Consider the following 22,654-nt stretch of genomic DNA (forward strand, 5'->3'; position numbering starts at 1 on the left):
GAGCGGCGTCTGGCACCGTGCATCGCAAGGCGGAGGAGGGAGGCAACGCGGAGCGTTGTCGACTGACGACAACGCGGCGAGGCGCGGTGCCAGACGCCGCGAGCCCGGCCTGATCGACAAGACACCCCCTAGGGCCCGCGCCCGGCGGGGACGCGGAACAGCTGCCCGCGACGGACGGCCCGGGCTCAGTCCTCCACCCGCACCCCCAGCCGCGCCGCCAGCACCGGCGCCAGGTCCAGGAGCTGCGCCGCGGAGATCACCGCGCCCGCCAGGGACTCCACCCCCCGCGCGATCTCCAGACGCTGCACCCCCCGCAGATCCACGTCCGTGAGCCGCGCCCCCGTGAAGTCCACGCCCGTGAGCACGCAGTCCGTGAACTCGACCCGCTCCAGGACCGCGCCCCCGAAGTCCGGCTCGCTCAGCACGCACCCCTCGAAGACGACGTCCTTCAGTTTCGCCGCCCGCAGGTTGAGGTAGTCGCTCTTGCCGCCCCGGACGACGACTCTCTCCAGGACCGCCCCGTGCAGCTGTGCCCCGCCGAGCCGCGCCTCCACGAGCTCCACGTCCCGCAGCTGCGCCCCGGCGAGCTCGGTGCCCACTCCCCGTACCCCCGTCAGCACCGAGTCGAGGAACCGCGCCCCCGTGAGCCGCGTGCCGTCGAGCCCGCACTCGCGCAGCGCGCAGTCCAGGAACCGGGCGCCTTCGCCCGACTGGCCCGTCAGGTCGAGGCCGGCCAGTTCGAGGCTGTCGTAGTCCCCGTCCGGTTCGAGCCCGCCCCCGTACGCCTCCAGGGGAGGCAGCCGGATCTCCGGCCGCCGCGCCCCCTCCGCCTTCTTCCGATTCCGATCCGCACGCGTCGCCATGCCCCCATCGTGAGGTACGCCACTGACAACGCCCCGATGTCACATCCGCGGCCTCTCCCGCCGTCCCCCGTGTGAGACCGACACGAGGAGACGGACATGCGGAAGCTCACGATCATCGGCGGCGGCTTCGCCGGACTGACCGCCGCCATCACGGCCGCCGAGGCCGGCACCGCGGTGACCGTCCACGAGGCGCACCGGACCCTCGGAGGCCGGGCGCGGACGGCCGACGGCCCGTACCGCACGAACGAGGGCCCGCACGCCCTCTACAGCGGCGGCCCCCACTGGACCTGGCTGAAGCAGCGCGGCCTGCTCGGGCCGCTCGCCGCGCTGCCGGCCGCCGAGGCCCTCCGGTTCCGCGTCCACGTCGACGGCGCCCTGCGCCGCATCCCGCCGCTCGGTCTGCTGCGCCAGGCCCGCCGTACGGCCGAACAGGCCCCCGTGGACCTCGACTTCCGCACCTGGGTGGCGGGGATCGCGGGCGAGCGCACCGCGCGCGTGGCCGCGGCGTACAGCGGGGTCGCGCTCTTCCACCACGACCCCGGCTCCCTCTCGGCCCGCTTCGTGCAGGAGCGGCTGCACCGGGCCGCGGCCCTGCCGCCCGAGGCGCACTACGTCCGGGGCGGCTGGGGCGAGCTGATCGACCGGATGGCCGCGCGCGCGTGGGAGATGGGCGTCCGGATCGAGACCTCGTCCCGGGTCGACGCCCTGCCGCTCGGCGGTGGGCCGGTGATCGTCGCGACCGCCCTGCCCGCCGCCGCCCGGCTCCTCGGCGACCCGTCACTGACCTGGGAGAGCGGTCGCACGGTCCTGCTCGACCTGGCGCTGCGCGGGCGGAAGGGCGATCCGTTCGTGGTCTCCGACCTGGACGCGCCGGGCTGGGTCGAGCGGTTCACGGCGCAGGACCCCTCGCTGGCGCCGGCGGGACAGCAGCTGGTCCAGGCGCAGTTGCCGATCGGCCCCGACGCGTCGAAGGCGGACGGTGTCGCCCACGCGGAGCGGCTGCTCGACCTCGGCTTCCCGGGCTGGCGGGAGCGGACGGTGTGGCGGCGGGAGTCCGTCTCCCAGGGCCGTACGGGCGCGGTGGACCGCCCGGGCACGACCTGGCGCGACCGGCCGGCCGTCGACCGGGGAGACGGGGTGTATCTGGTGGGCGACCAGGTGGCGGCGCCGGGCGTGCTGTCGGAGGTGTCGTTCACGAGCGCGGTCGAGGCGGTGTCGCTGGCCCTGCGCGCGGAGCACCGCGGACGCCTTGACCTCAAGCGCGCTTGAGGTCGGAAGCTGGGCACTCCGGTCCACCCGTACGACGACAGGGGAACGTCATGCACGCCATCCGCCTCCACGCCTTCGGCCCCGCCGAGAACCTCACCTACGAGGAGACGCCCGACCCCGTGCCGGGCCCCGGCCAGGTCCGCGTCCGGGTCGCGGCGGCCGGCGTGCACCTCCTCGACACCGCCCTCCGCGAGGGCGCCACGGGCCCCTTCCCCGCGCCCGCCGCGCTCCCCACGATCCCCGGCCGCGAGGTCGCCGGCACCGTCGACGCCCTCGGCGAGGGCACCGACCCGGCCTGGCTCGGCCGGCGGGTCGTCGCCCACCTCGGCATGAACCCCGGCGGCTACGCCGAACTCGCCGTCACCGACGCCGCCCGCCTGCACGCCCTGCCCGACCACCTCGGCGAGGCGGAGGCCGTCGCCATGATCGGCACCGGCCGCACGACCCTGGGCATCCTGGGGTTCACCGAACTCGGGCCCGACTCGGTCGCGATCGTCCCGGCCGCCGCCGGTGGCATCGGCACCCTGCTCGTCCAGTACGCCAAGAACGCCGGCGCCACCGTCATCGGCCTCGCCGGCGGCCCCTCGAAGGTCGCCCTCGTCGAGGCGAACGGCGCCGACCTGGCCGTCGATTACCTGAAGCCGGACTGGCCGGACGAGGTCCGCGCGTACCTGGGGGACCGTCCGGCGACCGTCGTCTTCGACTCGGTCGGCGGCGACACCGGCCGCGCCGCCGTCGACCTGCTCGGCAAGGGCGGACAGCACCTGGTCTTCGGCTGGTCCGGCGCCGGACTCGACGAGGGAGCCCTGACGTTCACCCCCGAGGAGCTCGCCGCCCGCGGGATCACCTCGGAGTCCGTCCTCGGCCCCGTCATGATCCAGAAGGCGGGCGGCGACGTCCGTACGCTCGAACTCGCCGCCCTCGACGCGGCGGCCACCGGCACGCTGCGCCCGGCGGTCCACCGCTTCCCCCTCGCGCGGGCGGCGGAGGCCCATCGCGCCCTGGAGAACCGGGGCACGACGGGCAAGGTGGTCCTGGTCCCGTAGGGGATCAGACCCCGAGGACGTCCCAGGAGTGCGCCTTGAACTCCTTCGTGAAGTCGGGGTGGTCCTCCCACATCCGGGCGATGGAGCGCAGCACGTCCCAGTTGTGCTCCAGCGCCTGGTCGACGACCTGCCGCAGCTCCGGCGCCGTCTCCCGCTTCTCCACGAGCCCGTTCACCGCCGACGCGGCCTGCACGGTGTAGCGCAGGGCGCGCAGCGCCCGCGACGTGTCGTCCATGCCGAATCCGTGGTCGCTGCCGTTGGCGGGGTCGAAGAGCGGCGTCAGCCGCGCCTCGATGAAGCCGGTGATCCGCTGGAACCGCTGCTCAATGTCCATGCCCCCTTCCTACACCGTCGCTCCGCCCAGCTCCGCCAGGGCCCCGTCCGTCAGCCGGTAGACCGTCCACTCGTCCTGCGGACGGGCGCCCAGGGACTCGTAGAAGTCGATCGAGGGCCGGTTCCAGTTCAGTACGGACCACTCCAGGCGCTCGTAGCCGCGCTCGACGCAGATGCGGGCCAGTTCGCGCAGCAGGGCCTTGCCGTGGCCGCCGCCCCGGGCCTCCGGGCGGACGTACAGGTCCTCCAGGTAGATGCCGTGGACCCCGCGCCAGGTCGAGAAGTTGAGGAACCAGAGCGCGAAGCCCACCGCCTCGCCCGTCTCCGTCTCGGCGATGTGCGCGAAGGCGGCGGGACGCTCGCCGAACAGGGCCTCGTGGAGCTGCCCGGGGGTCGCACGGACCTCGTCGAGGGCCTTCTCGTACTCGGCGAGGTCACGGATCAGGGCGTGGATGACGGGGACGTCGGCAGGCGTGGCTGTACGGATCATGGCCCCACCCTGCCCCGGATCAGACCCTCCTGGCCAGCAGGATCCGCGCGAGGGCCACCTGCCCGGCGTCGAGCGCGGGTTCGCCGTCCGCCACGTCCCACAGGCCGTTCTGCAGGACCCGTCCCAGCGTCCACGCGGCCGCGCGCCGCCGGTCCCCGACGACCTCGGCAAGGAGGTCGAACCGCCGCAGGAGTCGATCCGGCTCGAAGCGGTCCATCAGTGCGGGCAGCAGCTCGAAGCCCGGGTCGCCGGCCAGGGGCTTCGGGTCGATCGCGAGCCAGGGTTCCCGCTCACCCGCCAGGACGTTGCCGAAGTGCAGGTCCCAGTGGAGCAGCCGGTCCCCCGGCTCGCCCGCCACCTCCCGTACGGCCGCGGCGCAGTCCCGCAGCACCGCGGCATCGTCCGCGCCCAGCCGTGCGGCGGCCTCCGGGACCCGGGCCGCCATCCCGGCGGCGATCGAACCGAGCGTCCGCACCCCCTCCGGCGCGGGGACGGCGGTCAGCCGGGCGAGCAGGCCCGCCACGATGCCCACCGCCTCGTCGGCGTCCGCGACCGAGGACAGCGGCCGGGTCTCGTCGAGCCGCTCCAGGAGCATCGTCCCGGTCGCGACGTCGTGGTCGAGCAGCCGCACCGCGCCCGCCCCGTCCCAGGCGCGCAGGCCGAGCGGCTCCCCCTCCGTCTCGTCGTCCAGGAGCTGCATCTTCAGGGCGGCGAGCGTGCCGTCCGCGTCCCGCCGCACCGGAAGCACCAGCGAGGCGACCCCGTACATCGAAGGGCCGGTGATCCGCAGCCCCCACCGGCCGAGGAACTCCTCGGCCCGCCCGGGCAGCCCGGCGACGAACGCCCGCCCCGCCTCGCCGTTGTACTTCGCCTGCGACTGGGCCAGTTCCTCCGGTACCTGAATCACCCGACGACCTTAGACACCGCATGCCCGCCGATCGCCCCGTATCCACGGAACCGGTGCCACCGGTAACCTCCCGCCCACGCACCCGGAAGAGGGATACACATGAGCACGGTCAACGGCGGAATATCGTTCTGGTACGCGCAGGAGGGCGCCCCCGCGCCCCGCGAACCGCTCCCCGGCGACACCGGCGCCGACGTCTGCATCGTCGGCGGCGGATACACGGGTCTGTGGACCGCCTACTACCTCAAGAAGGCCGTTCCCTTCCTCAACATCACCGTCCTCGAAGCCAAGTTCTGCGGCTACGGCGCCTCCGGCCGCAACGGCGGCTGGCTCTACAACGGCATCGCCGGCCGCGACCGCTACGCCAGGCTCCACGGCCACGAGGCCGCCGTCCGCCTCCAGCAGGCCATGAACGCCACCGTCACCGAGGTCCTCGACGTCTGCGACGCCGAGAAGATCGACGCCGACCAGCACCGCGGCGGCGTCCTGGAGGTGGCCCTCTCCCCCGCCCAGCTCGCCCGCCTCAAGGCCTTCCACGCCGCCGAGCTCGCCTTCGGCGAGACCGACCGCGAGCTGTACGGCGCCCGCGAGACCGCCGAACGGATCCGCGTCGCCGGAGCCGTCGGCTCCTCCTGGACCCCGCACGGTGCCCGCCTCCACCCGGTCAAGCTCGTCCAGGGCCTCGCGGCGGCCGTCGAGGCGCTCGGCGTGACCATCCACGAGTCGACGCCCGTCACCGAGATCAAGCCGAAGCACGCGATCACCCCGTACGGCACGGTCCGCGCCCCGTACGTCCTGCGCTGCACCGAGGGCTTCACCGCCTCCCTCGCCGGCCAGCGCCGCACCTGGCTCCCCATGAACTCCTCGATGATCGCCACCGAGCCCCTCACCGACGCCCAGTGGGAGTCCGTCGGCTGGGGCGGCCGCGAGACCCTCGGCGACATGGCCCACGCCTACATGTACGCCCAGCGCACCGCCGACGGCCGCATCGCGCTCGGCGGCCGGGGCGTCCCGTACCGCTTCGGCTCGAAGACCGACAACGACGGCCGCACCCAGCCGGCGACCGTCGACGCCCTCCGCGAGATCCTGATCCGTTTCTTCCCGCAGCTCGCCGGCGTACGGATCGACCACGCCTGGTCCGGCGTCCTCGGCGTCCCCCGCGACTGGTGCGCCACCGTCACCCTCGACCGCTCCACCGGCCTCGGCTGGGCCGGTGGCTACGTCGGCTCCGGCGTCGCCACCGCCAACCTCGCGGCCCGCACCCTGCGCGACCTGATCCAGCAGGACTCGGGCCAGTCGGGCCCCACCGACCTCACGGCCCTCCCCTGGGTCGACCACAAGGTCCGCAAGTGGGAGCCGGAACCCCTGCGCTGGCTCGGCGTCCAGACCATGTACGCCGCCTTCCGGGGCGCCGACCGCCGCGAGACCACGACCCACACGGCCACGACGGACCGCGTGGCCCTCCTGGCGAACCGCCTGAGCGGCCGCTGAGGGACGCGGAGGGACGCGGAGGGACGCGGAGGGTTGGGAGCGCGCCGCGCGCCCCCAACCCTCCCCCCGGCGGACGGGCCTACTCCACCTCGATCCCGAAGTCCCCCACGAGCTCCTCGAGCCCGCCCCGGTACCCCTTCCCGCCCAGGACGAAGTCCCAGTTCCCGCCGGCCCGCCGGCGGAACGACCCGAGGACGAGCGCCTTCTCGCCCGGCCGCCCGTCGGACACCTCCAGCCGGTCGAGCTCGGCGCCCGCGTCGTCCCGCAGCCGTATCCCGGCCTCCGTGAAGCCGCCCAGGTCCGCGTCGGGGTTCACCTCGGGGTCCACGGCCGCCACCAGGACCAACCGGTCCGCCCGCGCGGGCAGCGCGTCGAAGCCGACCCGCACGGCCGCGCGGTCACCGGGCGCGGCCGCCACCATGGCGACCGAACCGTCGGGCGTCGCGGGGTTGTTGAAGAAGACGAACCACTCGTCGCCGAGGACCCGGTTGCCGGCGCAGACCAGCGCGCAGACGTCGAGGGCGGCGGACCCGGACCACACCATCCCGAGCAGGTTGAAGTCCTCGGCGGCCTCGGCGGGCGGGGACACGGGCTCCGCCGCCGGGGCGGGTGCCGCCGGTCGGGCGGGCCCGCCCAGCCGGCCCCGCAGGCCGTGCTGGTGCAGCAGGTCCACCAGCTCGGTCCCCGAGATCAGCGTGAGCGGCTTGCCGTTGGCGAAGGTGTACGAGCCCGGCCCGAACTTCGACGTCGTGACGAGGACGCCCTTGTTGGCCCCCTTGTCCTGCACGGTCCCGAACAGATCCCGTACGGCGCTCGGCGGCACGGTGTTCCGGTACCGCTTCACCTGCACCACGATCGACCCGCCGCTGATCGGATCGGGGTCCAGCGCCTCCACGTCGACCCCGCCGTCACCCGACCGCTGCGTGGTCACCGCCTGGAGCCCCCGCGCCCGGAACAGCTCGGCCACGAGCCCCTCGAAGGCGATCGGATCCATGGCGAGCAGGTCCGGCTCCTCACCGTCCCCCTGGGACACCACGTCCGACCCGACCTGGCCCGGCACCCTCAGCGGCTCCACCGCCGCCCGCTCGTCGGGCTTCGCCGACAGACGTCCCCCGAGCGCCCCCGTCAGGCACTCCACGGCCCCCACCAGCTCCAGGTTCAGCCGCTCGAAGGCCTGCCGTTCCACGACCACGGACGCCACGCACACCCGCGCGTCCAGGCCCGTCGCCGGGTCCACCCCGCTCACGTACCCGTTCAGCGCCACCCCGTCGAGCGCCCCGAAGCGGTCCGCGGCGAACAGCTCCCGCACCGCGAGCAGCACGCTCTGCGCCAGCACGTCCCGGTACAGCGCCCGCCGCTGCGTCACCGGCCGGGGGACCTCCTTCTCCTGGTCGGTGCTCGGCAGGTACTTGACGCCCTTGGCCTCCGGAACGACCTCGTACCCGGGCAGGTCCCAGTCGAGGACGAGCCCGCGCCCGGCCCGGTCGTAGGCGGCCGACACCTCGCGGGGAAACCCCTCGGGCCAGGCGGTCGACGCGAACAGCACGGCGGAGAAGTACTCGACGACCGTGCCGGCCTCCCCGCTCCGCAGGGCCGCACCGGTCCCGTCGATCCCGCTGTTGTGGGCGCGTATCCCGGCGAGACGGGCGGCCGCCCAGGTGTCGTACTCCCGCCGGTACGCGGCGAGTTGCTCGACCCTCCGCGCCTCGGCGGCCTGCGCCGCGTACCAGTCGCGCTCGAACCGGGCCCGCGCGTCCCGCTCGGCCTGGGCGCGCCCGGAGGGCGTCCAGGCGGCCTGCGGCTGGTAGAGGCGCTGGTCGGGCATGGCGACGGGCTCGGCGAGCGGACCGGGCGAGAAGGGTTCGACCTCCTCGGCGCGGCGCAGGGACTCCACGGAGAAGGCGGGCGCCCGGCAGCCGGCCGCGAGCAGCCCTTCGAGGAGGGCGACCCGCTCCTCCAACTCGCGGGTGCGCCGCAGGGCGTCGGCGTCCCGCTGCTGCCGATAGGCGGCCCGCTGCTCCCGCTGCATCCGGGCGACGTCCCGCTCGTACGCCCGCTGCGTCCGCTCGGCGTCCCGCTGTTGTCGCAGCACCGCCTGGTGCTGTCCTTCCCGCTGCCTCTGCGCCACCCGCTGCTGCTCGGCCCACACCCCGATCAGCCCACCGGAACGCCGACTCATCCGCGCACCCCTCCCATGACCCCGACCACCTGCACGCCCCCCGTGTCGCACAAGTGTCCCTGACGGCGGCGGGCCGGGGCGCGAGAACGCCGGAGTGCTCCCGGTCCCGTCGCGGGCGCGGACGCGGCACTCGCGGGCGATGCCGCCGGCGACCTGCGGGGCAGGCGGCCGGGTGAGCGGGGCAAGGCCTAGTCTCCTCGGATGGACGAGCTCCCTTGCTTCTGTCTCCTCTGCGCGCCGACCGAGCAGGGCGCTCCCGCGTGGGACGAACGCGACAGCCGCATCGCGAGGAGCGTCGAGGACCACGGTTGGCACGTCATGGGCGTTGCCGGCGATGACGCCCCTGGCGACTGGGGCTACTCGATCGGCCTCTGGCACACACTGCGCAGTCCCGAGGTGAGCGTGTTCGGCCTGCCCTCGCAGACCGCGATGCGCGTGGCGAACGCCGCCGGGGCGGCGATCCGGGACGGCGATCCGCTTGAGCCCGACCAGCGCCGAGGGGACGTCCTCAACGGCTACGACATGGCGGTCCGGCCTGTGCATCCCAGCTGGTACCCCCACTTCTTCGGTGCGGGCCTCGACTTCTACCAGACCCCGCCCCTGCCCGTGACGCAGCTGTTCTGGCCGGACAAGGCCGGGCGGTTCCCCTGGGACGAGGGAGTGGACGAGCGCTGCCGCACGGGCCAGCCGCTGCTGTGGATCCCCAGGGACGAGACCACCGGCCCGTGGACCGACGTCACCTGAGACCGGCGGCAGACGGGGCGGGAGCCCCCCACCGTGATCATGCGAAAGAGCCGGCTTACCCGCACTGACGGCCCGCAGACGTTCGCGCTCGTCCGCCGCTGTCCGTCGGCGACGGGGTCGTTGTCAGTGCCTGCGTCTATGGTCTCAAGCGCGCGGTCGGCTTCCGGGGGTTCCAGCTCTGAAGGGAATGGTTGCATCCCCGGCCTGTCCGGGGGCGGCCCGGAGACTCGTCCGGGACCTAACCGACGGCCGGGCTTCGTCGATGGCCAGGAAGCGACCTGCCAGCGCCGACCGCGCGCTCACCCCCTATGGGGACATCACCTGATCCGTAGCCCGATCCGGATCGGTCAACGGCGACCAGGTCGGTCGTCGTCCTCTTGGTCCTCTGCATCCAGGGGCCGGGCTCCCGTCCACCGCCGCAGGAACGCGATCCCGGCCGGAGTGAACCTGAAGAGCTGGTGCGTGGAGGTGGACACGTCGAGCTCATCCGGGTAGCGGGATTCGAGGTACCCGTCCTGGACCTCAGCGATTTCCTGTCGATCTGATCCGGCCCGCTGCCCTTTCGCCGATGGCACGTCGGACACAGGGCGATCAGGTTCTCGAACCGGTGCTCACGGACCGCCGCCCAGTCGTCGATGTGCTCGATGTCCACCGGGTGCCGACGGCAGGTCGGGATCGCGCAGCGGTGCCCCGCCTCGACCAGGACACGCCGCCGCAGTTCGGCGGGGATCGCGGGACGGCCTTCAGACATGAGGAGAAGCGTAGAAGCCCCCGCTGACAGACGACGGAGCAAAGAGGGATCCCGCCGAGGCGCGCGCCAGTTGAGCTCGAGAACGGTCCTGAAAACCGTCGTGGCAGCGATGTCGCCGAGGGTTCGAACCGACGCCCCCCGCTTTACAAGAGCGGGAGGGTGAGGACACGTCTGGCCTGCACAGACACTGCGGGAGCTGATCGATGTCCCAGAGCCCGAACATGCCCCTCGCTCCCCGTGGTTCCCCGCACGATCTGGCACGGATGTGGCACGGCCTTCGCAGGTGTCTGTCAGTGCCTCGGGATAGCGGTCCACTTGCGCGCGGTCGGCTTCCGAGGTGTCCAGCTCTGTAGTGCAGCTGCATCCCTGGCTTTGTCCGGGGGCGGCCCGGTGCAAGCCCGGGACCCAACCGGCGACCAGGCTTCGCCGATGGCCAAGAGTGCCCTGCCAGCGCCGGCCGCGCGCACGCGCCCCCTGCCAGGACTGAAGGGCAGCCGCTGAAACACAGATGCCGGCAGCTGAGCTCGCCACCTACGATCATTCCACCTGCGTCGGCTGGCAGCTGTATCCCCAGCACCGGCCTGCCGTGGAGGGGGCCAGCCCGTTCGAGCCGGGCCAGGAGGGTTGACAACCGTTTTAGGGGTTCGATCGGATCAACTGCGCATAGCCAACGGCCGAGGGTTCCTTCTCGGACGGCCCAGTTCTGCCGCGCTCGACTGACGCCAGCACTCTCGATGCGCCCCGTCTGAACTTCAGCCGATCACCTCTAGGCGTTGGTCGACGGCGCGGGTTCTCGACGATGCTCCAGCCATGTGCGGCTTAGGTCGCCCCAGATCGCCTGATACTGATCAAAGATCTCCTTCAGCTGATCGAACGTGAGGTCGTCGGCGGCCGTCGATGCCACGAGGTATTCGAGGTCATCGGCAAGTCGCTGGAACCGGTACTGCGCTTCCTCCATCAGAACCCACCGGGAGCGCCAGTTGAAGAACGGTTCGACGGCTCCCAGCAGCGTCACCAGCGCCACACACGCCAAGGCCAGACCAGCCCACGCGTTGAGGTTCTGTAGGCCCAGGATGACGGTGGACGCAGCGGACAGTACAAGCGTCGCCACCTTGGTGACGGCGGCACTTCGACTGAACCTCTTCTTCTTGCCGCGGGCGTAGCCGTTGCCCTGACGAATCTTGTCCAACAGGAGGGCGGCTGCCTCCCTCGGGCTGAGACCAACACCCAGGCCACTGTCCGGCTGCACTCCGCCCCCAAGTTCTGTCGCCACCTCGCAGCTCGCTGCCCTGGCAATCGCGCGCCTAGCGTAGCCGCTAGAGGCTCCTACAACAGAAGGCGATCTGGCGACCTAGGAGGCCCTGACCTTGTACTTCTGATTCAGAGTGGCGGGATTTGACCCGCGACCTCTTCGTCCCGAAGCAACTCGGGGGCGAGCTCCGCCCTGGCCCCGTGTGCCTCTCACCTGCGCTGATGGTTCGCAGACGTTCGCGCTCGTCCGCCACTGTTCGTCGGCGTTGTCACGCAGTTAGACACTCACCGCTCAACGCCCCCTCATGGCCCAGGTTCGCCCCGGCCGCCAAGCAGCTGACTTCAGAGGTGCTGCTTCGCTGCCCTCACGAGATGGGCAATGCCATCCCGTGTATGCGTCCTTCGCTGATCCAGCTCTGACCGGCTGTCGGTCTTGTGCACGGCCGTGATCTCGGCAAGCAGGCGTTCACCCTCGCAGCTCAGCTCTTCATTGTCGGTGAGCATCTGCATGCGGAATAGAGCTTCCTGAGCCTTGGATCTGAGGTCGTACGCCCGGATCTGCACAGCCTCAGCGGCTTCCGGAGGAGGCTGCTCATGCGTACAGAACCAAAGGTGCACGAGACACCGCCGGTAGTTGATCAAGGCCGCCGCGTAGGCCGTAGGGGCCAGTACCCGCGAGCTCATGACGCGGATGGGGCACAGCACGACCCGGGCCGCGCTGATCTATCAGCACATGACGAGCGACCGTGATCAGCACATTGCGGGGAAGCTCGGAGAGATGATCCGCCAGGCCCGGAAGGACGGGGATCCGTCGCCTTCTGGCACGTAGGTGGCACGGCCGTGATCATGCGAAAGGGCCAGCACCGGGGAAACCGCCCCCTGTGCTGGCCCTTTGCGTTGAGCCCCCTGTCGGGTTCGAACCGACGACCCCCGCTTTACAAGAGCGGTGCTCTGGCCAGCTGAGCTAAGGAGGCAGCGAGTGAAGTGTAACCAACCCGGCCCCGGCGGCGGTCGGAAATCTCATGGGGCCGTGAGTGCTGACAGATCGGGCGGCGCCAGGTAGCGTCACCTGGAGTTCACCCTGGTGGACTAGACCTCAATCCTTCCTTTACTCGGATCGTCCGGCACGTTCCTGCCGGTGAAGGGACGCATCACCATGGCTTCCGTCACGTTCGACAAGGCCACCCGGATCTACCCGGGTGCCACCAAGCCCTCCGTCGACCAGCTCGACATCGAGATCGCGGACGGCGAGTTCCTCGTTCTCGTCGGCCCCTCCGGCTGTGGCAAGTCGACCTCCCTGCGCATGCTCGCGGGTCTCGAGGACGTCAACGCCGGCTCCATCCGCATCGGTGACCGCGACGTCACGCACCTGCCGCCGAAGGACCGGGACATCGCGATGGTGTTCCAGAACTACGCGCTGTACCCGCACATGACCGTCGCCGACAACATGGGCTTCGCGCTCAAGATCGCGGGCGTCAACAAGTCCGAGATCCGCGCCAAGGTCGAAGAGGCCGCGAAGATCCTCGACCTCACCGAGTACCTGGACCGCAAGCCGAAGGCGCTCTCCGGCGGTCAGCGTCAGCGTGTCGCGATGGGCCGCGCCATCGTCCGCGAGCCGCAGGTCTTCCTCATGGACGAGCCGCTGTCGAACCTCGACGCCAAGCTCCGCGTGTCGACCCGTACGCAGATCGCCGGTCTGCAGCGCCGGCTCGGCATCACGACCGTGTACGTCACGCACGACCAGACCGAGGCGCTCACCATGGGCGACCGCGTCGCCGTCCTGAAGGACGGTCTGCTCCAGCAGGTCGACTCGCCGCGCAACATGTACGACAAGCCCGCGAACCTCTTCGTCGCCGGCTTCATCGGCTCCCCGGCCATGAACCTGGTCGAGGTCCCGATCACCGACGGCGGCGTGAAGTTCGGCAACAGCGTCGTCCCCGTCTCCCGCGACGCGATCGCCGCCGCGTCCGCCAAGGGTGACACCACGGTGACGGTCGGCGTCCGCCCCGAGCACTTCGACGTCTCGGGCCCGACCAGCAAGGACGGCCTGGCCGTCACGGTCAACGTCGTCGAGGAGCTGGGCTCGGACGGCTTCGTGTACGGCTCCACCCGCGTCGGCGGCGAGGACAAGGACCTGGTGGTCCGCGTCGGCGGCCGTGACGTGCCCGCCAAGGGCTCCACGCTGCACGTCGTGCCGCGCGCCGCCGAGCTGCACGTCTTCTCGACCTCCACGGGCGAGCGCCTCAGCGACTGAGACCGTCCCCGAGCTCTGCCGTACGGCCCCGCGTCTGTTGCAGACGCGGGGCCGTTCGTTTAAACGGGCTTACCCCGGAAAACCCCGGCATTCAGGGCCCCGCCCCGCCCCTCGCGTCAACACGGAATTCGAAAAGCCGCCTCGAACCATCCCCCGCGAGAGTGACTAAATGTCGCCATATCACTACCGGCCGCTACGCTCGCCTGCGTGACGCACACTGCCCGCCGAATCGGCCGCTCTCTCGCCCTCGTCCTGCCCGTCGTCCTGGTGCTCTCGGGAACGCTCGCGGTGTCCGCCGTTCCGTGGGCCGGCCAGGACTCCGGGACCCAGCTCACCGCGTCCTCCACGGACGTCTCCACCCGGGCCAAGTCCCGTGCCCCGCAGGATATTCTCCGCGACCAGCTCCTCACAGAGCTTCAGGAGAAGGACCCGGGCGTGGCCCTCACCCACCTCCAGCGCGAGGTGGAGAACCGGCCCTCCCTCGCCCAGCACTGCTTCTCCATCGCCCGTGCCCTCGGCCGCGCCGCCGTCGAGCACTACGGCCCCTCGCGCGCCCAGTCCTTCTCCCGCCCGGTCTGCGACACCTCGTACGCGACCGGCGTGATGCGGGCGAGCTGACCGATTCGCGAGGGAAGGGCCGCGAGCTGAACGGCCTGGCGCATACCGGGCACCTATCGTTCCCCGTATGCACACCACTCCGACGCAGGCCGTGGTCCTGGCGGGCGGCCAGGGCTCACGGCTCCGCCCGTACACCGACGACCGCCCCAAGCCGATGGTCGAGATCCCGGGCACCGGGACCCCGATCATCGGCCATCAGCTTTCCTGGCTGGCCGCCGAGGGCGTGACGGACGCCGTCGTCTCCTGCGGCCACCTCGCCGAGGTGCTCCAGGAGTGGCTGGCCTCCGCGGAGCTGCCGCTGAGGGTGACGACGGTCGTCGAGACCGAACCCCTCGGCCGCGGTGGCGGCCTCAAGTACGCCGCCACGCACCTGCCCGACCCGGACCAGCCCTGGTACGCCACCAACGGCGACATCTGGACCCGCTTCTCGCTGCGCGAGATGGCCGCCTTCCACACGGAGCGGGACGCCCTCGCGACGCTCGCCCTGGCCCGCCCCCGGATCCCGTGGGGCGCCGTCGAGACCGACACCTTCGGGAACATCACCGACTTCATCGAGGCGCCGCCCTCGCCGTTCCTGATCAACGCGGGCGTGTACGTCTTCTCCGCGGCCTTCACCGAGCTCCTCCCCGACGTCGGCGACCACGAGCGGGCCACCTTCCCCCGCCTCGCCCGCGAGCGCCGCCTGGCGGGCTTCCCGCTGCCCCACGGCGCGTACTGGAGGGCCATCGACACCGCCAAGGACCTGACGGAGGCGGCCAAGGAACTGGCCGCCCAGAAGGCCTGACCGCAGGGCGTACGCGTACGGGAAGGGCGGCACCGTGTCGAAGCGGTGCCGCCCTTCCCGTTCCCGTACCGGCGTCAGCCCAGCAGGCCGCCGATCGGGTTCCGTGCGCCGCCCGTCGTCGAGCCGCTCTCGGACGGGGTGCTGGTGGAGCCCGTCGAACCGCCGCTCGTCGTGCCGCCGGAGGTGCCGGCCGGGCTGTCGCTGGTGGTCGGCGGGGGCGCCGGCTCGGACTTCGCGGGCGTACGGCTGGTGGTGCCGCCGGCGCTCGTGCCCTGGGTGGCGGTCGGGCGCTGCTCCTGGGTCCGGGTGGACTCGCGGGTCGTCTCGGTGGGCCGGGCGGCCTCCTCGGTCTCCTCGCTCCGCGCGGGCGCCTCGCTGGTCGCGGTGGCGGGCTCGGGCGCGGTGGAGGCGGCCTTCGACGGGGCGCTGCGCGTCGGCTCCTGGGGGAGCGGCTGGCCGGGGAGGTGGTTGATCGGGTCGTCGTTGGGGCCCGGGACGGTGACCATCTCGGTGGAGCGGACGGCGCCGCCGAGGACGGAGCCGACGAGGAGGGTGAGGCCGACGACGACGGCGGCGAGGAGGGTGCTGCGGCGGGTGACGCGGCGGCGGAGGTCCCAGAGTTCGGCGCGGGGGCCGAGGGTGCGCCAGGCCTCGCCGGCGAGGCGGCCGTCGAGGGAGTAGACGGGGGCGCCGGCGATGATCAGCGGGGACCAGGCGGCCAGGTAGATGATGTCGGCGGAGTCGTAGACCGGGACGGTCTTCCAGCTGACGGTCAGGAGGAGGGCGGCGGAGAGCAGGCCGCCGACGACGGCGGCGACGCGCTGCCAGAGTCCGAGGACCGTGAGGACGCCGACGACGACCTGGAGGAAGGCGACGGTGAGTCCGGCGCCGACGGGGTGCTGGAGGGCGAAGTCGCGCAGCGGTTCGGCGAGCGCCCAGGGGTGCAGGGAGTTGAGCCACTTCACCATGGAGCCGCGCTCGCCGCCGTCGAAGTAGACGGGGTCGCAGAGCTTGCCCATGCCCGCGTAGATGGAGATGAAGCCGAGGAAGACGCGGAGCGGGAGGAGGACGACGCCGAGGTTCATCCGGCGCCCGGGGTAGTAGGCGTGCCGGACGTTGTCCTGGCCGTGGCGCTGCGCGGTCCGGCTGCCCGGCTCGTCGTTCCCGTACGCCTCGTCGTTCCCGTACGCCTCGGCGGGCTCGGGCCCGAGGTCGTACAGCTCGTCGTAGGCACCCTCGGCGCGGCGCATCGGCGGCAGCAGGGGCGCGGCCCCGGCGGGCACCACGGGGGTGGGCATGGTCGTGTCGATGCGCGGGATGGCCTGGGTGTCCCCGACGCCGTGGCCGCCGTGGCCCACGCCGGGTTCGAGCGTGGAGACGGACGACTCGCGCACGGCCTGGAGGAGGCCGGTCGCGCCCGGCGCGGACTTCCCGGTCCACACGACGGGGCGACGGCGCGGGCCGACCGCGCCCACTCCGGACAGGGCGGCGGTACGGGCCGCGAACTTCGGCTGCGGGGCCGGCGCGAGCCGCACACGGAAGCTGGCGTGGTTCACGATCACCTGGGCGGGATCGGAATCCACCTTGACCATGCTCAGCGCGGGCTGATCGTCGAACCCCGGCCGGGGCGTTCTGGTGTCCACACTCATCTAACCGAGTGATGTGCGGTTAGGACACTGCCTTGACGGTTGCCAAATGTCCGAGACCCGTCAAGATCACGGCCGGGGCGCGTCCCTCGTTCGGGTCAGCCCATGCGGCGGCGGGCCGCCTCGTAGAGGACGACGCCGGCGGCGACACCGGCGTTGAGCGACTCGGCGCCGCCCGGCATCGGGATGCGGACGAGGAAGTCGCAGGTCTCGCCGACGAGTCGGGAGAGGCCCTTGCCCTCGGAGCCGACGACGATGACGACCGGGCCGGCCAGCTCCTCCAGCTCGTGGACCTCGCGGTCGCCGTCGGCGGCGAGGCCGACGACCGTGAGGCCGGCCTTCTGGTACTGCTCCAGGCAGCGGGTCAGGTTGGTGGCGCGGGCGACCGGGGTGCGGGCGGCGGTGCCGGCCGAGGTCTTCCAGGCGCCGGCGGTCATGCCGGCGGCGCGCCGCTCGGGGACGACGACGCCGTGGCCGCCGAAGGCGGAGACGGAGCGGACGACGGCGCCGAGGTTGCGCGGGTCGGTGACGCCGTCGAGGGCGACGATCAGCGGGTCCTCGTGGTCGTCGAAGGCGGCCGCGGCGAGGTCCTCGGGGTGCGCGTACTCGTACGGCGGGACCTGGAGGACGAGGCCCTGGTGGTTGAGGCCGTTGGTCATCCGGTCGAGCTCGGGGCGCGGCGCCTCCATGATGTTGATGTTGCCGCGGCCGGTGGCGAGGTTCAGGGCCTCGCGCACGCGCTCGTCGTTGTCGATGAACTGCTGCACGTACAGGGTCGTGGCGGGCACGCCGTCGCGCAGGGCCTCGAAGACCGGGTTGCGGCCGACGACCATCTCGGACAGGCCCTTGCCGCCGCGGCGGGCGACGGGCTTGCGCTTGGCCGCGTTCCGGGCCATCGCGTTGGAGACGCGGTACGCCTTGTGGCCCTTGCGGTTCTCGGCCTTGGGCGTCGGGCCCTTCCCTTCGAGGCCCTTGCGCCGCTGGCCACCGCTGCCGACCGTCGCACCCTTCTTGTTGGACGTGCGACGGTTCCTGCGCTGGCTGTTCCCGGCCATGACTACCTGTTTCCTCTGCTGACGTACAAAGTCTGTAACTGAAGTGTGCCGCCCGGAGTCCCGAGCGGCACTTCTTCTAACGGTTGCCCAGCGTCCAGCGGGGGCCGTCGGGGCTGTCCTCGATGGCGAGGCCGGACTGGGCCAGCTGGTCGCGGATCGCGTCCGCGGTCGCCCAGTCCTTGCGCTCGCGCGCCGACTCGCGCTGCTGGAGCACGAGGCGTACGAGGGTGTCGACGACGCCGTGGAGCTCCTCGCCGCCGCCGGACTCCTCGGCCCAGTGCGGGTCGAGCGGGTCCAGGCCGAGGACGCCGAGCATGGCGCGGACCTCGGCGAGGCGGGCGATGGCCTCGTCCTTGTCGTCCGCCGCCAGCGCGCTGTTGCCCTGGCGGACGGTGGTGTGGATGATCGCCAGCGCGTGCGGCACGCCCAGGTCGTCGTCCATGGCCTCGGCGAAGGCCGGGGGCACCTCGTCGGCGGGGGCGACGGTCGTCCCGGCCTTCTCGGTGGCGCGCTGGACGAAGCCCTCGATGCGGGCGAACGCCGACTCGGCCTCGCGCAGGGACTCCTCGCTGTACTCGATCATCGAGCGGTAGTGCGGGGTGCCCAGGTAGTAGCGCAGGACGATGGGGCGCCAGTTCTTCACCATCTCGGACACCAGCACGCTGTTGCCGAGCGACTTCGACATCTTCTCGCCGCTCATGGTGACCCAGGCGTTGTGCACCCAGTACCGGGCGAACTCGTCGCCGAAGGCCTTGGCCTGGGCGATCTCGTTCTCGTGGTGCGGGAAGACCAGGTCGAGGCCGCCGCCGTGGATGTCGAAGGCGGAGCCCAGGTACTTGTGGGCCATGGCCGAGCACTCCAGGTGCCAGCCGGGACGGCCGCGGCCCCACGGGGTCTCCCAGTCGGGCTCGCCCGGCTTGGTCGCCTTCCACATGGCGAAGTCCCGCGGGTCGCGCTTGCCGGAGACGCCCTCGTCGGGCTGGCGGAGGTCGTCGATGTCCTGGTTGGACAGCTCCAGGTACCCCGGGAAGGAGCGGACGTCGAAGTAGACGCTGCCGTCCGCCTCGTAGGCGTGGCCGCGCTCGATCAGACCCCGCATCATCTCGATCATCTCGGGGACGTGACCGGTGGCGCGGGGCTCGTAGGTCGGCGGGAGGCAACCGAGGGCCTCGTAACCGGCGTTGAACGCGCGCTCGTTCTCGTAGCCGATGGACCACCAGGGCCGGTCCTGCTCGGCACCCTTCCTGATGATCTTGTCGTCGATGTCGGTGACGTTGCGGATGAACGTGACGTCGTAGCCGCGGTACGCGAACCAGCGGCGCATGATGTCGAAGTTCAGCCCCGACCGGATGTGGCCGATGTGCGGGGCCGCCTGCACGGTGGCACCACAGAGGTAGATCGAGACGCAGCCCGGCGTGAGCGGGGTGAAGTCACGGATCTGCCGGGCGCTGGTGTCGTACAGGCGAATGGTCACCACTCCAGGGTAGTGGGCGTGTGGTAGTGCCCTGTGACCGATTCCCGGCGGCGGGGCACGTTTTTCACCGCTGCCGGTCCCGTACGGGGATGACGAGGGCGGTCGCGAGGGCGGCGAGGCCCTCGGCGCGGCCGGTGAGGCCGAGTCCGTCCGTGGTGGTGCCGGAGACGGAGACGGGCGCGCCCGCCGCCTCGCTCAGCGCTTTCTGGGCCTCGTCGCGCCGCTTGCCGATCTTGGGGCGGACCCCGACGACCTGCACGGCGATGTTCCCGATCTCGTACCCCTCGGCACGGACGATCCGGGCGGCCTCGGCGAGCAGGGTGACGCCGGAGGCGCCGGACCACTCGGGGCGCGAGGTGCCGAAGTGGGCGCCGAGGTCGCCGATGCCGGCGGCGGAGAAGAGCGCGTCGCAGGCGGCGTGGGCGGCGACGTCACCGTCGGAGTGCCCGGCGAGGCCGTACTCCTCGCCGTCCCAGAGGAGGCCGGCGCACCACAGCTCCCGGCCCTTCTCGAAGGCGTGGACGTCGGTGCCGATGCCGGTACGGGGGATCACGGGGGTGTCAGAAGCCATCGTTGGCCCTCCTGCGGGCGAGTACGGCCTCGGCGAGGACGAGGTCGAGGGGGCGGGTCACCTTGAAGGCCTCTTCGTGGCCGGGCACGACGACGACGGGCGCGCCGAGCTTCTCGACCATGCCGGCGTCGTCGGTGGCTCCCTCGCCCGTGAGGGCGATGGTGGCGTGGGCGTCGACCAGGGTGTCGCGGTCGAAGCCCTGCGGGGTCTGGACGGCGCGGAGGCGGGCGCGGACCGGGGTGGCGACGACCTGCTCGGGGTCGCCGGGCTTCTCGGCCGGCTCGACCTCCTTGACGGTGTCGGCGACGGGCAGCGCGGGGACGACGGCGACGGCCCCGTCGCGCACGGCCTCGATGACGGCGTCCACGGTCTCGACGGGGACCAGGGGGCGGGCCGCGTCGTGGACGAGGACGGTGGTGATGCCCTCGGGGAGCGCCTGGAGGCCGAGGCGGACGGACTCCTGGCGTGTCTCGCCGCCGGGGACGACGAGGTAGTCGGTCCGCTCGGGCAGGGCGTGGGCGTCGAGGAGGTTCTTGACCTCGGCGGCACCGTCGGAGGGGGCGACCACGACGACGAGCGAGACCGCGCGGGAGGCGGCCATCGCGCGGACGGCGTGGATGAGCATGGGGGTGCCGTTCAGCGCGCGGAGCGCCTTGGGGGCGCCCGGGCCGAGGCGTACGCCCCGCCCTGCGGCCGGGATCACCACGGCGGTACGACGGGGACGCTCTTCGTCTGACATCGGTTGCACTCCGGCAGGTTTGTTTCCGCGGCCGACATGGGTATGGCCTCACCGTGCCGGACGCTCCGCCTTGACCGGGCCCTTTCCGTGACGACGGTCGAGGCGTGGCCGCGTCGGCACAGGGGCTCGGACGTAGAGAAGTTCAGGGGGTGCGGGTTACTGCAGCGGTGCGGTCACATGGACGAGCCGCATACGTATGCGGACATGCCGCAGCGCCCGGCGACAGCACTGTGTGGATCACAGTACGCCAGCGGGCACCGCGGCATCGCTCACTACTTCGCTACTTCACGTGCTTCACCGCGGAGTCGCGGCTCAGGACGCGAGGACCTCGTCAAGGAGAGCCTCGGCCTTGTCCTCGTTCGTGTTCTCCGCGAGGGCCAGCTCACTCACCAGAATCTGCCGAGCCTTGGCGAGCATGCGCTTCTCACCTGCGGAAAGTCCGCGCTCGCGCTCACGACGCCACAGGTCGCGCACCACTTCGGCGACCTTGATGACATCGCCGGAGGCGAGCTTCTCGAGATTTGCCTTGTAGCGACGGGACCAGTTCGTCGGCTCTTCGGCGTACGGCGCACGCAGCACCTCGAAGACCCGGTCCAGCCCGTCCTGACCGACCACGTCGCGAACACCGACGAACTCCGCATTGTCCGCCGGCACACGAACCGTCAGGTCGCCCTGCGCGACCTTGAGCACCAAGTAGGTCTTGTCCACGCCTTTGATCTGGCGAGTTTCGATGGCCTCGATCAGCGCGGCCCCGTGATGGGGATAGACCACGGTGTCGCCAACCTTGAACGTCATGTGACAGGTACCCCTTCCGTGGCTATCCAGGGTAACACGGATTCGGCTTCTTCTGAATGGCGTTTTCGCAGGTCAGGGCATATCTCGGGGCTTGACAACGGCGACACGGACGTGCTGCGGAGGGCTTCCGGAAGGCGGTATTCGCAGGTCGGAGCGGCTACGTGGACGGAGAGAAACGCGCACGTTACACATACCTGGAGGCCCTCAAGAGAGGGCCGATGTCCCGTTTTGTCTGGTTCGGAGTGGCCTTCTTCACCTACTCCGTTCGAGGATCGCTCACCCGTACGGAGGCATGTGGGGGTGATTCCCGAAATTGATCAGTGGACATCAACCGACACGGGTACGGGATTTTCCGCGGGTACGGCTGCGGGGAATGCGGGGACACCTCCGAATTGATCAAGGCGGTTATGTGAACAACAGGTCAATGGGTCGTGATCCGGCCACATGGGGCGGACGGGCGAGGAGCACGCGGACGGGCGGGGGCGGGCGGAGGAGCCCCGCACGGCCGCCCCGGCAGCACCCCGGGGACGGCTCCGACCGGTTAGGGGCGGGTCGGGTGCGGGACGCGGAGTGAGGCTCGGTAACCTAAGCGCGCTGACACACCCTTAGCTGTCCTTTGGTTTCCACGCCCGTCCGTACGTCCTAGGAGATGCCGCCGCCGTGAGCCGCAGCCTTCGACGCGGCGCCCTCGCCGCCACCGCCATCGTGTTCTCCGTCGCCGCGCTGTCCGCCTGTGGTGCGGGCAACGACGCGCAGACGCTGGAAGTGCGGCCGGACAACGCCGCCGTCACGGTGGACGACGTCAAGATCCAGAACGCGCTGGTCGTCACCCAGCCCGAGCCCGGCGTCAAGGGCCCGGCCGCCGTCTCGGCCGCCGTCTTCAACAACGGCCGCGTGCCGCAGACCATCGACGCGATCAGCCTGCCCGGCACGACCGCCGTCGTGAAGCTGAAGGCGGCCGAGGGCACCGGCCCGATCACCGTCCCGGCCCACGGCTCCGTCCTGATCGGCGGCAAGGGCAACGCCTCCGCCGTCATCGAGAACGGCTCCGAGGCCGCCCGCAACGGCGACGCGCAGAAGATCGTCTTCAAGCTGAGCAAGACCGGCGACGTCGCCCTGAACGCCTTCATCGTCCCGGCGACGAGCTACTTCAAGGACTTCGGCCCCGAGACCGTCCCGGCTCCCCCGGCCGCCACGCCGACCACCCCGGCGTCGCCCTCGGGCGAGCCGACGGGCGTGGCCCCGGGCGAGCCCACGCCCACGGGCGAGGCGACCCACGCCGCCGGCCACTGACGCCGGGCACCGCGGGTTGCACCAGTTCGTCACGGTTCGCGTCGTATCGGTAGGAGCGGCGCGGGACGGTGAGGAACTGCACCTTCTCGGTCGGGATGGCCCGC

General features: G+C 71.7%; 22 protein-coding genes and 1 tRNA gene. 8 read left to right on the forward strand and 15 right to left on the reverse strand.

Annotated elements, in window-relative coordinates:
• Positions 1–185 precede the first annotated feature (185 nt).
• Complete coding sequence (locus ABZ318_RS31330) at positions 186–863, reverse strand: pentapeptide repeat-containing protein (protein ID WP_356905819.1); 678 nt, start codon at positions 861–863, stop codon at positions 186–188.
• A gap of 96 nt (positions 864–959) precedes the next feature.
• Between ABZ318_RS31330 and ABZ318_RS31335 the strand changes: the two genes are divergently transcribed.
• Both ABZ318_RS31335 and ABZ318_RS31340 read left to right on the forward strand, forming a co-directional pair.
• Positions 960–2,132: an NAD(P)-binding protein gene (locus ABZ318_RS31335; protein ID WP_356905820.1), complete on the forward strand. Its 1,173-nt coding sequence runs from the start codon at positions 960–962 to the stop codon at positions 2,130–2,132.
• A 50-nt stretch (positions 2,133–2,182) separates the two neighbouring features.
• Positions 2,183–3,178, forward strand: coding sequence for a zinc-binding dehydrogenase (locus ABZ318_RS31340; protein WP_356905821.1), 996 nt, complete (start codon positions 2,183–2,185; stop codon positions 3,176–3,178).
• Between the two features lie 4 nt (positions 3,179–3,182).
• Here the strand turns inward: ABZ318_RS31340 and ABZ318_RS31345 are convergent, their stop codons facing one another.
• The 3 genes from ABZ318_RS31345 to ABZ318_RS31355 are packed head-to-tail and all read right to left on the reverse strand — an operon-like array spanning position 3,183 to position 4,908.
• Positions 3,183–3,512 carry a hypothetical protein gene (locus ABZ318_RS31345; protein WP_030691147.1) on the reverse strand — a complete coding sequence of 110 codons (330 nt, stop codon included), beginning with the start codon at positions 3,510–3,512 and terminating at the stop codon, positions 3,183–3,185.
• A 9-nt stretch (positions 3,513–3,521) separates the two neighbouring features.
• Complete coding sequence (locus ABZ318_RS31350; protein ID WP_356905822.1) at positions 3,522–4,001, reverse strand: GNAT family N-acetyltransferase; 480 nt, start codon at positions 3,999–4,001, stop codon at positions 3,522–3,524.
• A 19-nt stretch (positions 4,002–4,020) separates the two neighbouring features.
• Complete coding sequence (locus ABZ318_RS31355) at positions 4,021–4,908, reverse strand: aminoglycoside phosphotransferase family protein (protein WP_356905823.1); 888 nt, start codon at positions 4,906–4,908, stop codon at positions 4,021–4,023.
• 99 nt (positions 4,909–5,007) lie between these two features.
• Between ABZ318_RS31355 and ABZ318_RS31360 the strand changes: the two genes are divergently transcribed.
• A complete protein-coding gene (locus ABZ318_RS31360; protein ID WP_356905824.1) occupies positions 5,008–6,396 on the forward strand; it encodes an FAD-dependent oxidoreductase in 1,389 nt (462 codons plus the stop codon).
• Positions 6,397–6,475: 79 nt separating this feature from the next.
• Here the strand turns inward: ABZ318_RS31360 and ABZ318_RS31365 are convergent, their stop codons facing one another.
• Positions 6,476–8,575, reverse strand: coding sequence for a restriction endonuclease (locus ABZ318_RS31365; protein WP_356905825.1), 2,100 nt, complete (start codon positions 8,573–8,575; stop codon positions 6,476–6,478).
• Between the two features lie 201 nt (positions 8,576–8,776).
• Between ABZ318_RS31365 and ABZ318_RS31370 the strand changes: the two genes are divergently transcribed.
• Positions 8,777–9,319 (forward strand): DUF4262 domain-containing protein, encoded by a 543-nt coding sequence (locus ABZ318_RS31370; RefSeq protein WP_356905826.1) that lies wholly within the window; start codon positions 8,777–8,779, stop codon positions 9,317–9,319.
• A 238-nt stretch (positions 9,320–9,557) separates the two neighbouring features.
• Here the strand turns inward: ABZ318_RS31370 and ABZ318_RS31375 are convergent, their stop codons facing one another.
• The 4 genes from ABZ318_RS31375 to ABZ318_RS31390 form a co-directional block, all read right to left on the reverse strand.
• Complete coding sequence (locus ABZ318_RS31375; protein WP_356905827.1) at positions 9,558–10,070, reverse strand: HNH endonuclease signature motif containing protein; 513 nt, start codon at positions 10,068–10,070, stop codon at positions 9,558–9,560.
• A 766-nt stretch (positions 10,071–10,836) separates the two neighbouring features.
• Positions 10,837–11,259, reverse strand: a complete 423-nt coding sequence (locus ABZ318_RS31380) for a DUF4231 domain-containing protein (RefSeq protein ID WP_356905828.1) — start codon at positions 11,257–11,259, stop codon at positions 10,837–10,839.
• Between the two features lie 404 nt (positions 11,260–11,663).
• Positions 11,664–11,831, reverse strand: a complete 168-nt coding sequence (locus ABZ318_RS31385; RefSeq protein ID WP_356905829.1) for a hypothetical protein — start codon at positions 11,829–11,831, stop codon at positions 11,664–11,666.
• 390 nt (positions 11,832–12,221) lie between these two features.
• Positions 12,222–12,295: transfer RNA gene (locus ABZ318_RS31390), tRNA-Thr, on the reverse strand.
• A 182-nt stretch (positions 12,296–12,477) separates the two neighbouring features.
• On the opposite strand from ABZ318_RS31390, the gene ugpC reads away from it, so the two are divergent.
• The 3 genes from ugpC (at position 12,478) to ABZ318_RS31405 (ending at position 14,977) form a co-directional block, all read left to right on the forward strand.
• On the forward strand, positions 12,478–13,575 hold the full coding sequence (gene ugpC, locus ABZ318_RS31395; protein ID WP_356905830.1) for a sn-glycerol-3-phosphate ABC transporter ATP-binding protein UgpC: 1,098 nt from the start codon (positions 12,478–12,480) through the stop codon (positions 13,573–13,575).
• Between the two features lie 207 nt (positions 13,576–13,782).
• Entirely contained in the window at positions 13,783–14,193 is a 411-nt protein-coding gene (locus tag ABZ318_RS31400) for a hypothetical protein (protein ID WP_356905831.1), read from the forward strand.
• Between the two features lie 67 nt (positions 14,194–14,260).
• Positions 14,261–14,977, forward strand: coding sequence for a nucleotidyltransferase family protein (locus ABZ318_RS31405; protein ID WP_356905832.1), 717 nt, complete (start codon positions 14,261–14,263; stop codon positions 14,975–14,977).
• Between the two features lie 74 nt (positions 14,978–15,051).
• Here the strand turns inward: ABZ318_RS31405 and ABZ318_RS31410 are convergent, their stop codons facing one another.
• The 6 genes from ABZ318_RS31410 to ABZ318_RS31435 form a co-directional block, all read right to left on the reverse strand.
• Entirely contained in the window at positions 15,052–16,626 is a 1,575-nt protein-coding gene (locus ABZ318_RS31410; RefSeq protein WP_356905833.1) for a DoxX family membrane protein, read from the reverse strand.
• Positions 16,627–16,721: 95 nt separating this feature from the next.
• A complete protein-coding gene (gene rlmB, locus ABZ318_RS31415; RefSeq protein WP_225804685.1) occupies positions 16,722–17,678 on the reverse strand; it encodes a 23S rRNA (guanosine(2251)-2'-O)-methyltransferase RlmB in 957 nt (318 codons plus the stop codon).
• 76 nt (positions 17,679–17,754) lie between these two features.
• Positions 17,755–19,152, reverse strand: a complete 1,398-nt coding sequence (gene cysS, locus ABZ318_RS31420) for a cysteine--tRNA ligase (protein WP_356905834.1) — start codon at positions 19,150–19,152, stop codon at positions 17,755–17,757.
• Between the two features lie 64 nt (positions 19,153–19,216).
• Entirely contained in the window at positions 19,217–19,723 is a 507-nt protein-coding gene (gene ispF, locus ABZ318_RS31425; RefSeq protein WP_356905835.1) for a 2-C-methyl-D-erythritol 2,4-cyclodiphosphate synthase, read from the reverse strand.
• Complete coding sequence (gene ispD, locus ABZ318_RS31430) at positions 19,713–20,462, reverse strand: 2-C-methyl-D-erythritol 4-phosphate cytidylyltransferase (RefSeq protein WP_356905836.1); 750 nt, start codon at positions 20,460–20,462, stop codon at positions 19,713–19,715. The genes ispF and ispD overlap by 11 nt, the downstream gene beginning before the upstream one ends.
• Positions 20,463–20,774: 312 nt before the next feature.
• Entirely contained in the window at positions 20,775–21,257 is a 483-nt protein-coding gene (locus tag ABZ318_RS31435) for a CarD family transcriptional regulator (RefSeq protein WP_003953493.1), read from the reverse strand.
• A 660-nt stretch (positions 21,258–21,917) separates the two neighbouring features.
• Here ABZ318_RS31435 and ABZ318_RS31440 point away from each other — a divergent pair.
• Positions 21,918–22,550 carry a DUF461 domain-containing protein gene (locus tag ABZ318_RS31440; protein ID WP_356905837.1) on the forward strand — a complete coding sequence of 211 codons (633 nt, stop codon included), beginning with the start codon at positions 21,918–21,920 and terminating at the stop codon, positions 22,548–22,550.
• Positions 22,551–22,654 lie beyond the last annotated feature (104 nt).

Origin of the sequence: Streptomyces sp. NPDC006197 (assembly GCF_040613865.1) — a bacterium.
GTDB lineage: Bacteria > Actinomycetota > Actinomycetes > Streptomycetales > Streptomycetaceae > Streptomyces.